The sequence below is a fragment of the Acinetobacter oleivorans DR1 genome (genome assembly GCF_000196795.1).
In the GTDB taxonomy this organism is placed as follows: Bacteria; Pseudomonadota; Gammaproteobacteria; order Pseudomonadales; family Moraxellaceae; genus Acinetobacter; species Acinetobacter oleivorans.
The window spans coordinates 3405454-3421864 of the sequence record NC_014259.1 but is presented as its reverse complement, the minus strand read 5'-3'; the positions used below and the strand labels follow the sequence as shown (position 1 = coordinate 3421864).

Sequence of the window (16411 nt, the reverse complement as noted above, 5' to 3'; positions counted from 1 at the left end):
TGCACATCGAGGCATCTTTTTTTATCTAAAATTTTTAAAAATTTAAGAACAAGAGAGATGTTTTTCCCGATAGTGTAGCGGTGATAAATCTGTCCAGCGTCGAAAAGCACGGGTAAAACTACTCACATCGGTAAAACCAAGAATATAGGCAATTTCGGTAATATTGTGGCTTGAATTTTTGATATAAGACAAAGCGAGTTCGTGCCGTGTATTGTCGAGTAGCTCGCTATAAGACGTATTTTCTGACGATAGCTTACGTTGCAGACTGCGTATACTTAAGCCTAAACTTTTTGCAACGTCTTGCTGTTGAAAGTCACCTGTAGATAATTTTTCAATGAGTTTTACTTTCACACGAGCCAATATATTTTCTTTATCAAACCGAGCGAGATAACGATTAATAATCTCATCATATTCTTGGGTGAGGGACGGATTCCCACCATCTAAAGGCTGCTCTATGGTTGCTGTGTCAAACACAATCATGTCTTTGGGTGCATTAAACGCAATCGGGGCTTTTAAAATACTCTGAAAAGTTTCTAAATCTTCTGGCTCTGAGCGTCTTAGTTCAATGCGTAAGGGCGAAAAAACAGAACCTTGTAACGCACGACTTGAACGAATAAAAACAGAGATAAAAGCATCGATAGATTCAGGTTGAACTTCGTCGGGAACATGAATAACGAAATAATGATTTTTTCCCTCGCCATAAAACTCGAGTTCAGGAATGTCGGTCACTATGCGGAAGTAACGAATAATTCTTAAAAACATTTCTTTTAGTGTGGTGCTGGTAATGAGTGAATGGCCCAACACATGAAATGTATTTTGGTTGACTTGGCTGGCAACTTTAAGGCCAAAGCACGAGTCTCGAGTCGCTTGAACGGCTAATTTCCATAAAGTTGCTGTGTTTTTTAATGAATAGCGTGCATCTGGATCATTTAGGGCCTGAACATCTAAACCTGCTTGTTTTAATAAAGGTTGGCTATCCACGCCTGCTTTCTCAAGCGCTTTTTGAATCGCTTTAACCCAGCTAGCCAGTGCCGTTGCTGTCTGTGGCATGTTATGTCCTATAACTTGTGACTCATATTCCTGTGAGCAGTATAAAAGATTCAAAACTAAAAAATCTTTTGTTTGTTTTGAATCTTACTATTTTGGCATCCATAGCCAATAGATTGGCGTTTCGAGCTAAGCGTACAAAGATAGATATAAATAAAGTAGGAACATGAGAAAACTGAGGAATAACGGATGACCTACATATATAAAAATCCTGCTGGAATGAGTGATAGCGAAAAAACGGAACACATTAAAAAAGTGGTCACAGCGGAAGGCGTGGCTTTACGCAAGCGCTATCCCATTTTGAACCATCAAAACGCAATAGGGGCGATGATTCTATTTGTTTCCCTCGTTGGAATGATTGCTACAGCCGTACTCTATATCAATCATCAGCTTTCAGCGTGGTTTGCAATTCCAATTATTGCTTTTTTTGCATCTCTTACCCATGAGTTAGAACACGACCTCATTCACTGGATGTATTTTAGAAAAAAACCATGGGCACATCATTTAATGATGGGCTTAGTGTGGTTAGCTCGCCCAAGTACCATTAACCCGTGGAAACGCCGTGAGCTTCATTTTAATCACCATAAAAATTCAGGCACTGAAGTTGATTTAGAAGAAAGAGCGCTCACCAATGGAGAGCAGTGGAGCATACGCCGACTCGTCGCCATCGGTGACAATGGTTTTGCAGTTTTGCTACGCATTATTGCTGCAAGCAATTGGACTGTTAGAAAAGTTATTTTTAAACGTGCGTTCTTAGCCTATTTTCCACTTGGAATTATTCATTGGTCTCTTTGGTATATCTTCTTAGGCTTCCATGCAGTTGATATGGTTGCAAGCTTGGCAAATGCACCGATTGCGTGGTCAGCTACAACCCTAAATGTTATGCATGTGATTAATGTTTTGACTGTGGTATGGATTGCGCCAAATGTGCTGCGTACCTTCTGCCTGCACTTTGTGACAAGCAATATGCATTACTACGGTGATGTTGAATTGGGCAATGTGATTCAACAAACGCAAGTGTTAACACCGTGGTGGATGATGCCGTTCCAACTCTTTTGCTTTAACTTTGGTTCGACACATGCCATCCATCATTTTGTGGTGAAAGAACCATTCTACATTCGACAAATGACTGCGCCTATTGCCCATAAAGTCATGCGTGATATGGGTGTTCGATTTAACGATGTCGGAACATTTAAAAGAGCGAATCGTTGGAATGTAAATAATTTATCTGAATCGAATACTTAAAAAATAGATTCTTAACTCGCTTGAATGGACTGAGTTCTGTACACAGGGCTCAGTCCACACTCTACAGTTTCTTAAAATTCATTGGTTCTATTGAAACTGAGTAAAAAGTAGAATCACGCCTAATACACATAAAATTGAGCCAATGACCTTATTAATTTGCACTTGCTTGGCTAACATTTTTTGTCTCAACAGCATGGAAGAGAAAAGCACAGCCACCAGTGAAAACCATAAGAAATGAGCAAAAGACATAAAAAAGCCATAAGCCAAAAGAATGGTTTTAGGCGTAGTTAAACTCACAATTTGCGTATAGGTACTAATTACAAATAGTGTGGTTTTAGGGTTCAGGGCGTTGGTAAAAAAACCGTATTTTATCGCTTGAAAAGTACCTATAGAAGTTAAGCTGGCAGTGTCTAAAACTGGTTTTTGAGTAAAAGTTTTATAACCAATATAGATCAAATAAAGCGCACCAATGTACTTAACAATATTTAAAATTTGCGGGGTATAAGTCATCACAAAGGCAACGGCTACAAGTGTATAGGTTACATGTACCAATACGCCAAGCGATATTCCGATTGAAGTGAAAACACCTATTTTTCTACCGTACAGATAACTATTTTTGGTGACAATCGCGAAGTCAGCACCGGGGCTTACCACTGCCAAAATCGTAATTAAAATAACCGCAATGAACTCTGCCATTATTTTGCGCCCTCGTTAAAAACGAGAGAATTTATCTGTACTTTTTGGAATGTATGTAAGAGGGCGAAAACACTACTTAAAATTGCTATTCTTTTTGCAAGAAATGCGGGGGCTTTAGGTTTGCGAAGATAGATATCGATATTCAATATGTTTTTCATCATCTAAAATGGGTTTTAATAAAGATGATTTTTATTTTGAACAGAAACCTAGAAATAAAAATCGATAAAAACGACTACATATCTATGAGTTTTTGGAATGATCGAAAGAATATCGCTGAATTCACTAAAATTTTTCTATTTTGTGGCGAAGTATGGCAGTGTGACTTTAGCTGCAAAGAAATTATTTGTGACGCAAAGTGCGGTTAGTAAGCAGATTTATAATTTAGAAGAAGCTTTAAATACGGCTTTGTTCGAGCGAAAAAATAAAACACTTGTGATGACTGAGCAGGGCGAAATTTTATTGAGTTGTTGCCATCAGGTTTTTGGTCAACTCGATGAATGTTTAATACAACTCAGCCAGCCTAAAACTCACAATAAACAACTGGTCTTGTCGTGTGAACCGACTCTTTCCATGAAGTGGCTTATTCCACGGTTATCGAAGTTTAAAAAGCTCGGTCATGATTTTGAGGTTGTGCTACTCACAGCAGGCGGGGTGGTCGATTTTGAAAAAGATAATATTGATATCGCAATTCGTAGAAATGATTTTGATTGGGGAGAGCATATCTATAGTGAAAAGATTGCCGATGAATATATCGCTCTAGTTCAAGCAACCAAGCCATCGGAAACAACCGACTTACTCATTTCGACCTCTAGACCCAATTTTTTCACAAGCATTAGTCGCATTGTTGAATTAAAGCAGAGTTTAAAAGGTTACACCAAAGTTGAACTCGAACATTTTTATCTATGTTTAGAAGGTTGTGTGGCGGGACTCGGAGCTACAGTCATCTCAATTTATATGATTGAAAAAGAGCTTGAGTGGAACTTACTGAAAAAAATTTCACCTGTTGTGCAAGATAATTCAGCCTATTTTTTACTTTCTCATAGTGCTTTTGAGGAAGATTCACGTAAAACCATATTTTTAGAATGGCTAAAAGCAGAGATGAATGAGAGTCAGCATAAATTACTTTAGGTCTAGCCATTCTCCCTAAATTTTTATGGATTAACATATTGAAAATAATAATAAATATTTGAATTTTTAAAGGTGATTTGTGAGCGCCGTATAATGAATTTCTGCTGTCTAAAATTCCCAAAGATGAAAAATATTTAGCTTCATACTTCTTTATTAAACCCTAAACATGAATTTAACTCAGTTTGTAATGAGACTAAATCATTTTTATTCATGTTCTGATTGCGGTATAAATCTATTCACGCTCTGAAGCGTTCCAGTAATTCACTTTTGATAAGACCATAAGGCACAAATCTGACAAGGCTGGAAAGTTTAAAAAGAGCTCGAAATATTTTTAGGTTTATCTCAGAAATTAGGGTACTGATCAAAATGAGTAAAGAATTTACATTTACGATTAAGAGTATTTGTTTCGATGAAAACTATCGTCCAGCAGACAATACGCGTATTACAACCAACTTTGCTAACTTAGCGAGAGGGATGAGCCGTGAAGAGAATCTGCGCAACACTTTACAGATGATCGACAATCGTTTTAATGCCTTAGCTCATTGGGACAACCCTAAAGGTGACCGCTACGGCGTTGAACTTGAAATCATTTCAGTTGAAATGAATATTGATGCCGAAAACCGTGCAAGCGGGCTTCCTTTAATCGAAATATTGAAAACCAATATTGTTGATAAAAAGACCAATGAACGCATCGAAGGTATTGTAGGCAATAATTTCTCGTCTTATGTACGTGACTATGACTTTAGTGTGTTGTTGTTAGATCACAACAAAAACAAGTCTACTTTTAGCACGCCAGAGAAGTTTGGTGAATTGCACGGTAACTTGTTTAAGAGCTTTATTAACTCTGAAACTTATAAAGCCAACTTTAAAAAAGCACCTGTGATTTGCTTAAGCGTTTCAACCACTAAAGAGTATCACCGTACTGAAAACGAACATCCTGTTTTAGGTGTTGAATACAAGCAAGAAGACTATTCACTCACTGATGAATATTTCCAAAAAATGGGCTTAAAAGTTCGCTATTTCATGCCTAAAAACAGTGCTGCACCTTTGGCGTTCTATTTTACTGGTGATTTGCTGAGTGATTACACCAACCTTGAGTTGATCAGCACCATCAGCACCATGGAATCGTTCCAAAAGATTTACCGCCCTGAAATTTACAACGCAAATTCAGTGGCTGGACAGTCTTATCAGCCAAGCTTAAAGAACCAAGATTACTCACTTACTCGAATTGTGTATGACCGTGAAGAACGTAGCCGCCTCGCTATTGAGCAAGGGAAGTTTGTTGAAGAGCAATTTATCAAACCATACCAAGCGATTCTTGAGCAGTGGTCTGCTAATTACGCTCTTAACTAATCAACATATAGGTCATTGATCATGAAGAAATTATTACCAACTTCAACTGCTGGCAGCTTACCTAAACCGTCTTGGCTTGCAGAACCTGAAAAGCTTTGGTCGCCTTGGAAACTCGAAAACGAAGGTCTGCTTGAAGGTAAAAAAGACGCGCTACGTTTGGCGTTGCACGAACAGCGCCTTGCTGGCATCGACATTGTGAGCGATGGTGAACAAACTCGCCAACACTTTGTGACCACGTTTATTGAACACTTAAATGGTGTAGATTTTGAGAAGCGCGAAACTGTTCGAATTCGTGACCGTTACGATGCAAGCGTGCCATCTGTTGTAGGTGCGGTGTCTCGTCAAAAGCCTGTGTTTGTTGAAGATGCTAAGTTTTTACGTCAACAAACTGATCAACCAATTAAGTGGGCATTACCTGGCCCAATGACCATGATTGATACGCTTTACGATGGTCACTACAAGAGCCGTGAAAAACTTGCTTGGGAATTTGCAAAAATTTTGAACCAAGAAGCGCGTGAGTTAGAAGCTGCTGGTGTAGATATTATTCAGTTTGACGAACCTGCATTTAACGTATTCTTTGATGAAGTAAATGATTGGGGCGTTGCGACTTTAGAGCGTGCAATTGAAGGTCTTAAGTGTGAAACTGCGGTCCACATTTGCTATGGTTACGGCATTAAAGCTAACACTGACTGGAAAAAGACATTAGGTTCAGAATGGCGCCAGTACGAAGAAGCTTTCCCGAAACTGCAAAAATCTAACATCGATATCATCTCGTTAGAATGTCACAACTCACATGTGCCTATCGATTTACTCGAACTCATTCGTGGTAAAAAAGTGATGGTTGGTGCAATTGATGTTGCATCTAACCAAATTGAAACACCAGAAGAAGTGGCGAACACACTTCGTAAAGCGCTTCAGTTTGTAGATGCTGACAAGCTTTACCCTTGCACAAACTGCGGTATGGCGCCTCTTTCACGTGAAGTGGCACGTGGCAAGTTAAATGCTTTAACGGCAGGTGCAGAAATCGTTCGCAGAGAACTTACTGGTTTTGATCTTACTGCTTAATATTTACCAATAAGTGGTATAAAGGGTTACTTTTTTGATGGCAGTTGATAATCAAACAAGTAACCCTCATTTTACTTACTACATGTCGTTCTACTCAGAACGCATGTTGATAAAGTACCTTCCTGATGGAGTTGGGCGGTATAGCAAACACTCAGGACAAGGTACGATTCAATTTAGGAATAATGTCATGGTTCAAGCAACAGACTTTAGAAATGCAATGTCTTTACTCACAAGCGCGGTTAGTGTTGTGACTACGGCAGGCATGTCTGGCCGTTTTGGATTTACTGCCTCTGCTGTTTGTAGTGTGACTGACACACCTCCGACATTATTGGTGTGTATGAACCAATCTGCGAGTTCACATGCACATTTCCTAGATAACAAAATCTTAACTGTGAACGTTTTAGGCGCACACCACGAACATATTTCAAAAGCATTTTCATCTAAGCTCACGCCAGAAGAACGCTTTAAACATGGCGAATGGATTGAGTTAGAAACAGGTTCACCTGTGTTAGACGATGCTTTGGTCAGTTTCGATTGTGAGATTGAACAAATTCAACAAGTCGGTACACACACCATTCTTATTTGTCCGATTGTGGCGATTAAACAAAGCCAGCATGACCAAAGTTTGGTTTATTTTAACCGTGCTTATCACCAAGTGGGGCAGACGGAAATTGTCTAAACCGACTTTCCGCTGTGCACTCACACATTAAAAGTTAAAAGATAGAAATGAATAAGCATGGATCGCTTCACTCAACTTAAAAATATAATTAAATATAATATCTAAAATAATAATTAAGTTAATCTAATGAAAAATAATAAGAAATTTAAATGCTTGTCATAAAAGCTACATTGACACCTATCAACTCTCGAATTATGCTTTGCGTGCTGGCCTACATTGCCAGCCGGCTTTGACAGGCCGCGCTCAAGAACATTGAAAAAATTCATTTTTTTGATGTAGACTCACTCGTCCCCCTTTTTGTAGCGGTAGGACGGAAGGGGGACACCTTCGGGTGTGCTGGGTCTTGAGCCAGTCTGTCAACCCTCTTTCGTTCTGCCACCATAATTCCAAATGAATGCTTTGGCAGAACTCCCAATAAAAAGGAGTTGGCTATGCACATCCATCATTTTTTGGCACTCATTGCCAAAAGCTATAACGACACCACTTAATTCATCTTTAAACAGTTTGAAGGCTTAACCGCTTTTCAGACTTTAAGTCATTACGACTAAAAACTTATATCAACAATAAAACTTGAGATGTGCCAAGCACCGTCTTACGGCTTTGCTGTGCCTTTTTTTCTCCCAAAAAGGGCACAGGCTTTTTATCTCAGCCAGACATAACAACCTATTTTTATAATGGTAAAACTATGCCAACTTTAGAAACGGCTTCAAAAAAATTAAAAGTTATTCATAGCGCAATAGATCTATTTAATCTCTATGGATTTCACAACACGGGCGTAGACCTGATTGCCAAAGAAACTAAAATTCCCAAAGCCACGCTTTATAACTACTTTCACTCGAAAGAAAAGCTGGTTGAAACATGCATAAGCTTTCAAAAAAGTAGACTGAAAGAAGAAGTTCTAGCAATTGTCTATTCACACCGCTACCCAAAACCAAGCGATAAACTTAAAGAAATTGTGCATTTACATGTTGATGTGAATAGCCTTTACCACCTTTTGTTTAAAGCCATATTTGAAATAAAACAGCTTTACCCAAGCGCTTACGGCATGGCAGTTGAATATCGAAAATGGCTACTTCGAGAGCTTTTTGATTTGGTCTTTAGTCTAGAAACCAATGCATTTAATCCAGATGCCAACATGGTTTTAAACCTAATTGATGGCTTGATGCTACAGGTTTTGAGTTCAAATCGTTTGGATGAACGGGATGTGGTGTTGGAGAGGTTTTGGGGGAGGGGGTATAAATAATAAAATAGTATACGGTAACTATACTTAAGGTTATTCAATAAAAATTTTTTTTCATGCTAATATTTACCCGCTAAGAGTATATGAAACATATTTATATATTATTTTTAGTTGAGTTGAAATTCTTTTATTTTGATCGGGATATATATTAATAATGAAATTATTTATAAAAATTATTTTATCCTTACTAGCTGTTTTTCTTATTTTATTAGTTGTAACTTCATCTTTTAACCTACAATCAAAAGTTTTTAAATTATTTCATCCTGACTGGATTGAGATAAAAGATTATGAAATTTTAGATTATAACGTTTATTGTAAAAGAAAATATTGGCGACGAGGAATGGATAGAAGTGCTCGTGGAGATATAAGGTATCAATATACATATCAAAATAAAGTTTATAAATCAGAAGAAAAAGATTTTTTGGTTGTATATAGATTGTTTATTTCTGAGAATTGTGATGAGATGAAAGACCAAAATGTATCTATATTTAATGAGATAAAGAAAAAGAATGAAATAAAAGTTTTTATTTCACCAGATACAAAAAAATCGAAAATATTAATAACAAAAAAAGGTTTATCATTTAGAAACTCATGGATGATAAACCTTTTTTTAGAGATTCAGTTAATATTCTTGGTCTTAATTGGATTAATTGTATATTTGATGGTGACTTCTAAGAAGTAAATTACTTAGAACTATTGGAACTGTTCTAAAGCTTCTTTTGCTGGCTCATATCCATTGTCGGCAGATTTTTGGAACCAAAATTTTGCTTTTTCATAATCTGAGTAAACATTAGCATACATATAGGCGAGGTTATTTTGAGCCTCAGGTACGCCTTTTTCTGCTACCTTTGTATATAACTCTAGAGCTTTTTCATTATCTTGTTTAACTAGACTGCCATCAGAATAAATATTTGCTAAATTATATTGAGCTTCAGAAAGATTTTGATCCGCAGCTTTCTTATATAATTCTAGAGCTAAATTAATATCTTTATTTATTCCATTCCCTGAAAGATAAGCATTTGCTAAATTATATTGAGCTTTAGCATATCCTTGATCAGAAGATAATTTATAAAATTCTAAAGCTTTTGATCTATCTTTATTTACATAATAGCCATTATCGTACATCAAACCCAAATTATATTGAGCTTCCGGAAAGTTGTTTTTAGCAGCTTTCTCATACCAATAGTAAGCTTTTTCTTCATTTTTCGGGGTACCTATTCCTTTGGAATACATTCCTGCTAAATCATTTTGTGCAATAGGTAAGCCTTTTTCAGCTGCCATTTGGAAATAAGAAAAAGCTTTTTGATAATCTTTAGGAGCATCTTTACCTAAAAAATATTTACCGCCTTGTTCATATAATTGGCTTGCTTCACTTTGAGTCTTATTTTGTGGGGGAATAGGTTCTGAGCAGCCTGCACTACCTAATAAAAATATACTTATGAGGCTAGAAATCATTAAATACTTTAAATTCATAATATATCTCTTTTAAATTAATCTGCTCCAACTATATGCCATTCTACCATTGGATCTTTTTTTATAGCCTCTTGTCTCTCTCTCTCAGCCGCTTTTGTCTCAACTTGATCCAATATGTCTACTGCATCGAGAACGCCTTGAGCTGCCTCTATAGCAGTCTTTGTTTTTCCAACCGTATTTCCTAACTCATCTCCTTTGTCTTTTAACCAGTATTTCACACCTATGGCTGCACCAGCACAGGTGAGACCAACAACTGTAGCTTTTCTAGGATCTAACCGTTTTATTGCTACTTTTGCACATTTTCCAGCAGCAGCAAGTCCAGCAACTTCACCCGTTTTTTCTCCAGCTTTAGATAGCACTAATGTAGAAGATTTTGTTGCAAGGGCTTCAGGGTTTCTATCGACAATAGCTAATGCTAACTCTACTCCATCTCCAAAATTACCTGCTTTTGACCCTAATTTATCAATCTTGGTTCCGAATTTTTTAGTATCGAATACTTTTGTATGCTGATTACCTTTAAAAATTCGTCCTGTCTGAGGATTTTCTTTATAAAATCGGAATTCCCTAGCTTTTTCTAACCTTTCTTTACTAAACAAAGGCGTATTTTTTGAGTGGATAAGACCCCATCTAAAATTGTAATTATCTACAACAGAAGTTCCATCTTTTAAATAACCTAATATATCTGAAGATTCTGAGGCTACATTAGCAGCTGTTTCGAGATGTTCTCTAGTAAACACTGAAACAGGCCTACCATTTTGGTTTACTTTCTGTTGTAAATCTTTCTGTTCATTTGCCATCTTTATCACTCACAATACTTTTTGAATATTCAATTATTTATGATAGTTACTTCTTAAATAATCGCCTTTCTCATCTGTTTCTTGTAATAAATCGATTTCTTTTAAGATCTTAGGACTTACTAAAATTATTTCTCTTACTAAGTTATTTTCTATTCTTAGTATTGGCTTAAATTCATTGGTAATTAAACTTTTAACGGATAGGATTGGAAAGTCATCTTTAGGACATACAAATACTGCTTCACCATCATTATTTGTCCTGCATTCCATAAGAGTTTTATTATTATCATCACTTAAGTTAAATTCTAAATTTGGTATAGGATCTCCTACAAAATCTAGGAATTTAATATAAGTATTATCCTCAATAGTTCCACCGAAACGGCTAATATAATAGTGCCATTCATCGCCACCAATCAGAACTTTAACTTTTTCCTGTTCCTGTGATCTGATACGTCCAGTCCTACCATACTGGTCAAGGAAGCCAGTTTTTACTTGTCCATTTGAATGTAAAACAGAATATTTAATATTAGATGTTTCCTTAAATAGATTATAAACATCTAATTTATTACTAAAAGGAGATTGAACATTAGGGATTTCTGGCAAAGAAAAATTAGCCTTTTCACCGCCTTTAAAAAGGTGTTGTCCAGCTTTCGGCTCAAATTTTCCTGGTGTAATCAGGGTAATACCATCTTTATTAATAATAATTTGAGAACCACCAGCCATCAATAACCTCAATTTTTATAAAAAAAATATTCAGAACTTTGCATAGATATAGCCTAAAATAAATGTATATCAAATGTCTCGTTATTTTACGTAAAATATGACTTTCATCTTAGCTATTCAATTAAACGATAGCATTATTGTTGCAGTTGACAATAAAAGAGTAACTGTAAATGAAACCTTAGATGTTGAACTTTCTACTACACATTACTCGAAGTTATATGCTTGGGAGCAAGGTATTATTACTGGTACGGGTGAATCAAGAGTGGTTCAGCAATCAGTTGATATATTTAAAAATATAGCAAAATCTAAATTAATAACTTTACCTGAATGTCTAGATATTTCTAAGAGAATACGTACCTTAGAATTAGGTCAAGACCTTGATCAAGTTCATAATGGAAAACTACTTTGTACTAGTTATAGTCAATCTGGTGCGCAATTATATAAAATTGAAAGATTTGATAAAACATCTCAGCATACGCTGAAAAAAGTTTCTCCTATGGAGATTATTATTTGGTTGTTTCATCCAAATGTAGAATTGATTGCGGATAACTTGAATAGCCTATATTTTGACCTTAAAGATTATTCTTATTTTTCAAATCAAGTTGATTGGATCAATTATTATATCAATAGGCTTACACCAATTTACCAAAAACAAAGTGAAGTCGATCCATTTATGAGTCAAAGCTTTGATATTTTTTTCCAAACAAAAGATGAGCATTTCTTTGGGCATATTCCTAATACACAAAATATTCCTTTAAGTTTTCAACAAGTTTTTAAAAAGAATAGCTATATTAAATAGATATAAAAAATTTGAAATAAAGCTACTAAATTTTACGATGGCTATTACTTTAGGCATAGCCATAAAATTACTGGCTTAAAGCATCACTGGTTTGATAAAAAGTTATACCCGCTTACAGGAAACTTTATTCATACTCCACATATCCATCTTCAATGGCAGGAATAATCTCTACAAATTCAAAGTAGGGAACTGTACAAAATTCAGAATCTCGAATCGCATCAATCACAAAATAATAATCTTGCAGAGATGTCGTCTCAAACACAGCAATATCACTGGCTTTAGTGCTAAATGCCTCAACGTCATACCATCGAACTTTTACAGTCGAGTACTTCTCAAAAATAGGCTCAAGCTTTTGTATACTAAACTCCGCCCGCTTTTCACGCGCTAAAGCCAACCAAGCGGGTAGTGCTCTTAAATGAATAAAAAAAGTATAGGTTCTAGACATAACCACTCCATGACTGGGCCGAGTTGAAGCTCAACTGAAAAAGACAGCATTTGCTTGTCATATCAATATGACTCAGTCAGTATATGAGTGATTGCTCATATTAAATACTCGCATTTCGGCCCATGTCAGAAACACTTCCAGACCCACGCAAACGCCCGCGTCAAGCACGCTCAGTGGCTACCTTTGAAGCTATTTTAGAGGCGGCTGCTCGCATTTTAGAGTCTTTAGGCTTTGCTGGATTTAACACAAATGCCGTGGCTGAACTTGCTGGCGTAAGCATTGGTAGCCTATATCAGTACTTTCCTTCTAAAGATGCTTTAATCGTCGAGTTAATTCGACGTGAGCGCGCTAAGCTTTCAAATCATATTGTTGAGGCCATACAGCAACATGAAGCCGCAGACTTAAAAGAAAAATTAAAATTAATCATACGTGCTGCTGTGCAACATCAATTGAGCCGTCCACAGTTAGCACGAACACTAGAATTTGCTTCTGAACTGATTGGCAAAGACATTGAAGAAAGTGAACTTCAACATGAGCTTGAAACCATAATTTCTGACTTGTTTATACGTTCTGGCATTTCACATGCACAAACAGCCGCGCAAGATGTAATTGCTTTAAGTAAAGGAATGATTAACGCAGCAGGCATAGCAGGGGAAAGTGATTTAAATAATTTACAGCAGCGAGTTGAGAAAGCTGTATTTGGCTATTTAGAGCTATATTAAAGATTATTAATTTTGCTATAAAATAGCTTTTTTTATTTTATTAAATAATTATATTTTTTATTGGGGAATTTATGAAAGATGAAATTATGAGTAAAGCAGAGGTAAGCGCATTTACCTCAATTTTCTTAGGTTTGGCGGGTTACTCTATTTTTATGTTTTATCTACTTGCTAAACGAAGTAAAGGAATAAATTACTTTGATGATTTATCTTCTTTTAATTATAACGTGTCATATTTAATTTGTTTTCTCATTTTTATATTTAGCAAGGTTTTTAAGGAAAATAAGTATATAGCTAATTTTATGCCACTTTTAATAGGTATCCTTTTATCTGTGATGTTCTTTATTGTTGTTTTATAGAGGGGATAGTTGTGATTTATAAACTTAAAATGTGGATCTCTGCTGAGGTGGTTGATCCATTTTTTTCATTATATTCGTATGTTTATAAAAATTTTGTTCTTGTCCTTACCTTAAGTTTTTGTCTGATCGTACTACTTTGTGCTCTTAACCCAAGTATAGTTTTCACTCCTAAAAAAGAGGGTTTTGTTGTTTATGAACCTGAATTTCAAATTAAACATGGGCGTATGACATCACTGATAATAAAAAGGACAAATAAAAAATTTTTAATTAATTGTGCATATTTTAAAAATGAGAATGGTTCATTCTGTGAATTATATAGACCTAGAAAATTGCTTAAATTAGAAGGAAGTTTTTTCCCTTATCCTTCAATATTTCTTGATGGTAACAAAATTGTAGCTAGTAGTGTTCGCTTTGAAGATGAAAAAGGGAGTGTAATTAATTTTTCAACAAGTGAAGAAAAAATTGCTTCTTGGTGGAATTGGGTTATGTTCCCCACCTTATTGATGAGATATTTAATTTTAATCTGGCTAGTGGTGATTGTTTTAATATTACTTTTAAAGGCTTTTAAATATCAGAATAAAAGCTAATGTTTATTACAACAGATATTCTTGTAGTTCTTTTTCAATCGTTTCACTAATCAACGTTGAATAGTCACTATCCTTAGTATCTAAATGACGCATTAACCACACATCTTGTTTTAAAGTTTGCTCAGGTAGTATGAGTACTAAACCAGAAGCCTTTGCAACAAAACAAGGCAGGGCTGTAACTCCTTGTCCTTCAATGACTGCTCGTAGTTGCGAGTGCATGTTATCAAAAGACAAAGCAGGAACTGCATCTTGGGTGAGTTCACGTATCCATTGTGCTAAGAACGTATATTGAAGGCTTCTGTCCCAACCGATTATACGATGATTCAGTAAATCATTAGACGTTTCAGCATGCTCTGTGAAACTGGCGAGATAATCTTTACTACAATAAAGCCCATACTCCAGTTGGCCAAGTCGGCGAATAATGTAACGCCCGCTTTCTGGACGAACAAGTCGAAGAATAATGTCAGCTTCCCGTCGGGAAAAATCAACAGGAACGACACTCGTTGATATCTCTAATTGTAAATTTGGATGCTTCAGTTGCAATGCTGTTAGCTTTGATTGAAGCAACTGCTGCCCAATTAACTCAGGTAAAGCAATGCGGAACAATGATTGTTGCCCTTGACCGTTGTAACGTTCCATCGCTATTAAATGCTCTTCTGCTTTTTCAGCCAAAGCAAAAAAATGTTTTCCAACATGGGTGAGTGTATAGCCATCACTGTCTCGGGAAAAAAGAATCACATTGAGACTTTTCTCTAGTTCAACAGCTCTGCGATGTACGGTAGAAACACTAATACCAAGCAATTTTGCACTGCGGCTCAACCCGCCAGTTCGCCCAATAGCTAACAAAATTTTAGTATCGTCCCAGTTCATACCTTTCCATATTTAAAAAATGCGTTTGCAATAAAAACTATAGTATCCCCAGTGTTTAGATTTATACAATTCAAACAATCACTATAAGGCCTCAAAACTCATTATATGAGGCGACTATAAAGCTTTTAGGGCTACGACATGTGGCGCAGCAATTAAATAAGATTTTCTGGTTATGGCGAGAGCTATTTCTGAGATCACAATGTTAACAACAGAGGAGCTCTGCCATGACGACCATTTATGTGGTTGATGCATTTACCACCCAACCAAATACAGGAAATCGAGCAGGAGTTGTTCTAGATGCTGACCATCTTTCAACTCAAGAAATGCAAGATATTGCTGCATTCGCAGGGTATTCAGAAACTGCCTTTGTTTTGTCACCTAAAGATCAAAGCCATGACATACATGTTCGATATTTTACCCCTACAAATGAAGTCCCGATCTGTGGACATGCGACGATCGCTACTCATTTTTTACGTGCAACTACAGGCCACCAATCAGACTATCCATTAATTGCAAAAACAGGGGCAGGTCATTTACCCGTTTCAATATTTGGAAGTCCAGAAGCGTTATTGGTGAAAATGACCCAAGGTCGCGTAGAATTTTTACCACCTTTTAATGCAAGTCAACGGAGTGAACTTGCAAGCGCACTGGGTATGAGTGAAAGTGATTTTGCTGACTTGCCAATACAAGTTGTCACGACGGGGCATTCCAAGGTGATGGTGCCCATGCTGAGCAGAAGTACACTTGATGGATTAACTCCGAACAATGAAAAATTGAAAGCTATGAGTGCTGAAATAGGTTGCAATGGTTTTTTCCCCTTTGTCTTGGAAGGTAGTAAGCAAGAACCTATTACTTATGGTCGAATGTTCGCACCCGCGATCGGTATTAATGAAGATCCTGTAACTGGTAATGCAAATGGTCCAGCGGGAGCGTACCTTGTTCATCACGATTTAATCGAATGTGACCAGAAAATAACTTATTGGGGATATCAAGGTCTAGCCATACAAAGACCGGGGCGAGTTTTAGTAACAGTTGAGAAAACAGATTCAATATTACACGTTAGCATTGCAGGCCAAGCCGTTTTAGTTGGCTCAGTTTTGTACTCGAGAAAAGATTGATTATATTCAAGAAATTATGCCTTCTTGCAAGTAATGAAGAGGTCATTTTTTATGGCTTTGAGTTACTTTAA

Annotated in this window: 19 protein-coding genes; 12 read left to right on the top strand and 7 right to left on the bottom strand. The window is 36.4% G+C overall.

The annotated features are described in order from the left end of the window. Positions 1–42: 42 nt before the first annotated feature. The gene (locus tag AOLE_RS16075) at positions 43–1050 is read right to left on the bottom strand and encodes an AraC family transcriptional regulator (RefSeq protein WP_013198869.1); all 1008 of its coding nucleotides are present in this window, start codon (positions 1048–1050) and stop codon (positions 43–45) included. Between the two features lie 216 nt (positions 1051–1266). On the opposite strand from AOLE_RS16075, the gene AOLE_RS16070 reads away from it, so the two are divergent. Further along, entirely contained in the window at positions 1267–2292 is a 1026-nt protein-coding gene (locus AOLE_RS16070) for a fatty acid desaturase (RefSeq protein ID WP_081399370.1), read from the top strand. A gap of 87 nt (positions 2293–2379) precedes the next feature. On the opposite strand, the gene AOLE_RS16065 is transcribed toward AOLE_RS16070, so the two are convergent. Then, positions 2380–2988: a LysE family translocator gene (locus tag AOLE_RS16065; protein ID WP_013198867.1), complete on the bottom strand. Its 609-nt coding sequence runs from the start codon at positions 2986–2988 to the stop codon at positions 2380–2382. Positions 2989–3243: 255 nt separating this feature from the next. Between AOLE_RS16065 and AOLE_RS16060 the strand changes: the two genes are divergently transcribed. The 6 genes from AOLE_RS16060 (at position 3244) to AOLE_RS16035 (ending at position 9135) form a co-directional block, all read left to right on the top strand. Next, complete coding sequence (locus AOLE_RS16060; protein ID WP_013198866.1) at positions 3244–4116, top strand: LysR family transcriptional regulator; 873 nt, start codon at positions 3244–3246, stop codon at positions 4114–4116. A 366-nt stretch (positions 4117–4482) separates the two neighbouring features. Beyond that, positions 4483–5469 (top strand): DUF1852 domain-containing protein, encoded by a 987-nt coding sequence (locus AOLE_RS16055; protein WP_005302940.1) that lies wholly within the window; start codon positions 4483–4485, stop codon positions 5467–5469. Positions 5470–5490: 21 nt separating this feature from the next. Further along, a complete protein-coding gene (locus AOLE_RS16050) occupies positions 5491–6534 on the top strand; it encodes a methionine synthase (RefSeq protein ID WP_004703605.1) in 1044 nt (347 codons plus the stop codon). 187 nt (positions 6535–6721) lie between these two features. Continuing rightward, positions 6722–7213, top strand: a complete 492-nt coding sequence (locus tag AOLE_RS16045; protein ID WP_004794389.1) for a flavin reductase — start codon at positions 6722–6724, stop codon at positions 7211–7213. A gap of 685 nt (positions 7214–7898) precedes the next feature. After that, complete coding sequence (locus tag AOLE_RS16040) at positions 7899–8456, top strand: TetR/AcrR family transcriptional regulator (RefSeq protein ID WP_013198865.1); 558 nt, start codon at positions 7899–7901, stop codon at positions 8454–8456. Between the two features lie 151 nt (positions 8457–8607). Further along, positions 8608–9135, top strand: a complete 528-nt coding sequence (locus tag AOLE_RS16035; RefSeq protein ID WP_013198864.1) for a hypothetical protein — start codon at positions 8608–8610, stop codon at positions 9133–9135. Positions 9136–9146: 11 nt separating this feature from the next. Here AOLE_RS16035 and AOLE_RS16030 read toward each other — a convergent pair whose 3' ends face one another. The 3 genes from AOLE_RS16030 to AOLE_RS16020 are packed head-to-tail and all read right to left on the bottom strand — an operon-like array spanning position 9147 to position 11443. After that, positions 9147–9926, bottom strand: coding sequence for a tetratricopeptide repeat protein (locus AOLE_RS16030; RefSeq protein ID WP_013198863.1), 780 nt, complete (start codon positions 9924–9926; stop codon positions 9147–9149). 17 nt (positions 9927–9943) lie between these two features. Continuing rightward, the gene (locus AOLE_RS16025; RefSeq protein ID WP_013198862.1) at positions 9944–10723 is read right to left on the bottom strand and encodes a hypothetical protein; all 780 of its coding nucleotides are present in this window, start codon (positions 10721–10723) and stop codon (positions 9944–9946) included. A gap of 33 nt (positions 10724–10756) precedes the next feature. Continuing rightward, complete coding sequence (locus AOLE_RS16020) at positions 10757–11443, bottom strand: type IV secretion protein Rhs (protein WP_013198861.1); 687 nt, start codon at positions 11441–11443, stop codon at positions 10757–10759. Positions 11444–11540: 97 nt separating this feature from the next. Between AOLE_RS16020 and AOLE_RS16015 the strand changes: the two genes are divergently transcribed. After that, complete coding sequence (locus AOLE_RS16015) at positions 11541–12242, top strand: hypothetical protein (protein ID WP_013198860.1); 702 nt, start codon at positions 11541–11543, stop codon at positions 12240–12242. 124 nt (positions 12243–12366) lie between these two features. Here the strand turns inward: AOLE_RS16015 and AOLE_RS16010 are convergent, their stop codons facing one another. After that, positions 12367–12687, bottom strand: a complete 321-nt coding sequence (locus tag AOLE_RS16010; RefSeq protein WP_013198859.1) for a darcynin family protein — start codon at positions 12685–12687, stop codon at positions 12367–12369. 122 nt (positions 12688–12809) lie between these two features. Between AOLE_RS16010 and AOLE_RS16005 the strand changes: the two genes are divergently transcribed. The 3 genes from AOLE_RS16005 to AOLE_RS15995 all read left to right on the top strand — a co-directional run bounded on the left by AOLE_RS16005 (position 12810) and on the right by AOLE_RS15995 (position 14352). Continuing rightward, positions 12810–13409: a TetR/AcrR family transcriptional regulator gene (locus tag AOLE_RS16005; protein WP_013198858.1), complete on the top strand. Its 600-nt coding sequence runs from the start codon at positions 12810–12812 to the stop codon at positions 13407–13409. A 71-nt stretch (positions 13410–13480) separates the two neighbouring features. After that, positions 13481–13765, top strand: coding sequence for a hypothetical protein (locus AOLE_RS16000; protein WP_013198857.1), 285 nt, complete (start codon positions 13481–13483; stop codon positions 13763–13765). An 11-nt stretch (positions 13766–13776) separates the two neighbouring features. Further along, complete coding sequence (locus tag AOLE_RS15995; protein WP_013198856.1) at positions 13777–14352, top strand: hypothetical protein; 576 nt, start codon at positions 13777–13779, stop codon at positions 14350–14352. Positions 14353–14358: 6 nt separating this feature from the next. On the opposite strand, the gene AOLE_RS15990 is transcribed toward AOLE_RS15995, so the two are convergent. After that, positions 14359–15222: a LysR family transcriptional regulator gene (locus tag AOLE_RS15990; RefSeq protein ID WP_013198855.1), complete on the bottom strand. Its 864-nt coding sequence runs from the start codon at positions 15220–15222 to the stop codon at positions 14359–14361. A 224-nt stretch (positions 15223–15446) separates the two neighbouring features. On the opposite strand from AOLE_RS15990, the gene AOLE_RS15985 reads away from it, so the two are divergent. Then, the gene (locus tag AOLE_RS15985; protein ID WP_013198854.1) at positions 15447–16340 is read left to right on the top strand and encodes a PhzF family isomerase; all 894 of its coding nucleotides are present in this window, start codon (positions 15447–15449) and stop codon (positions 16338–16340) included. The last annotated feature ends 71 nt before the right edge of the window (positions 16341–16411 follow it).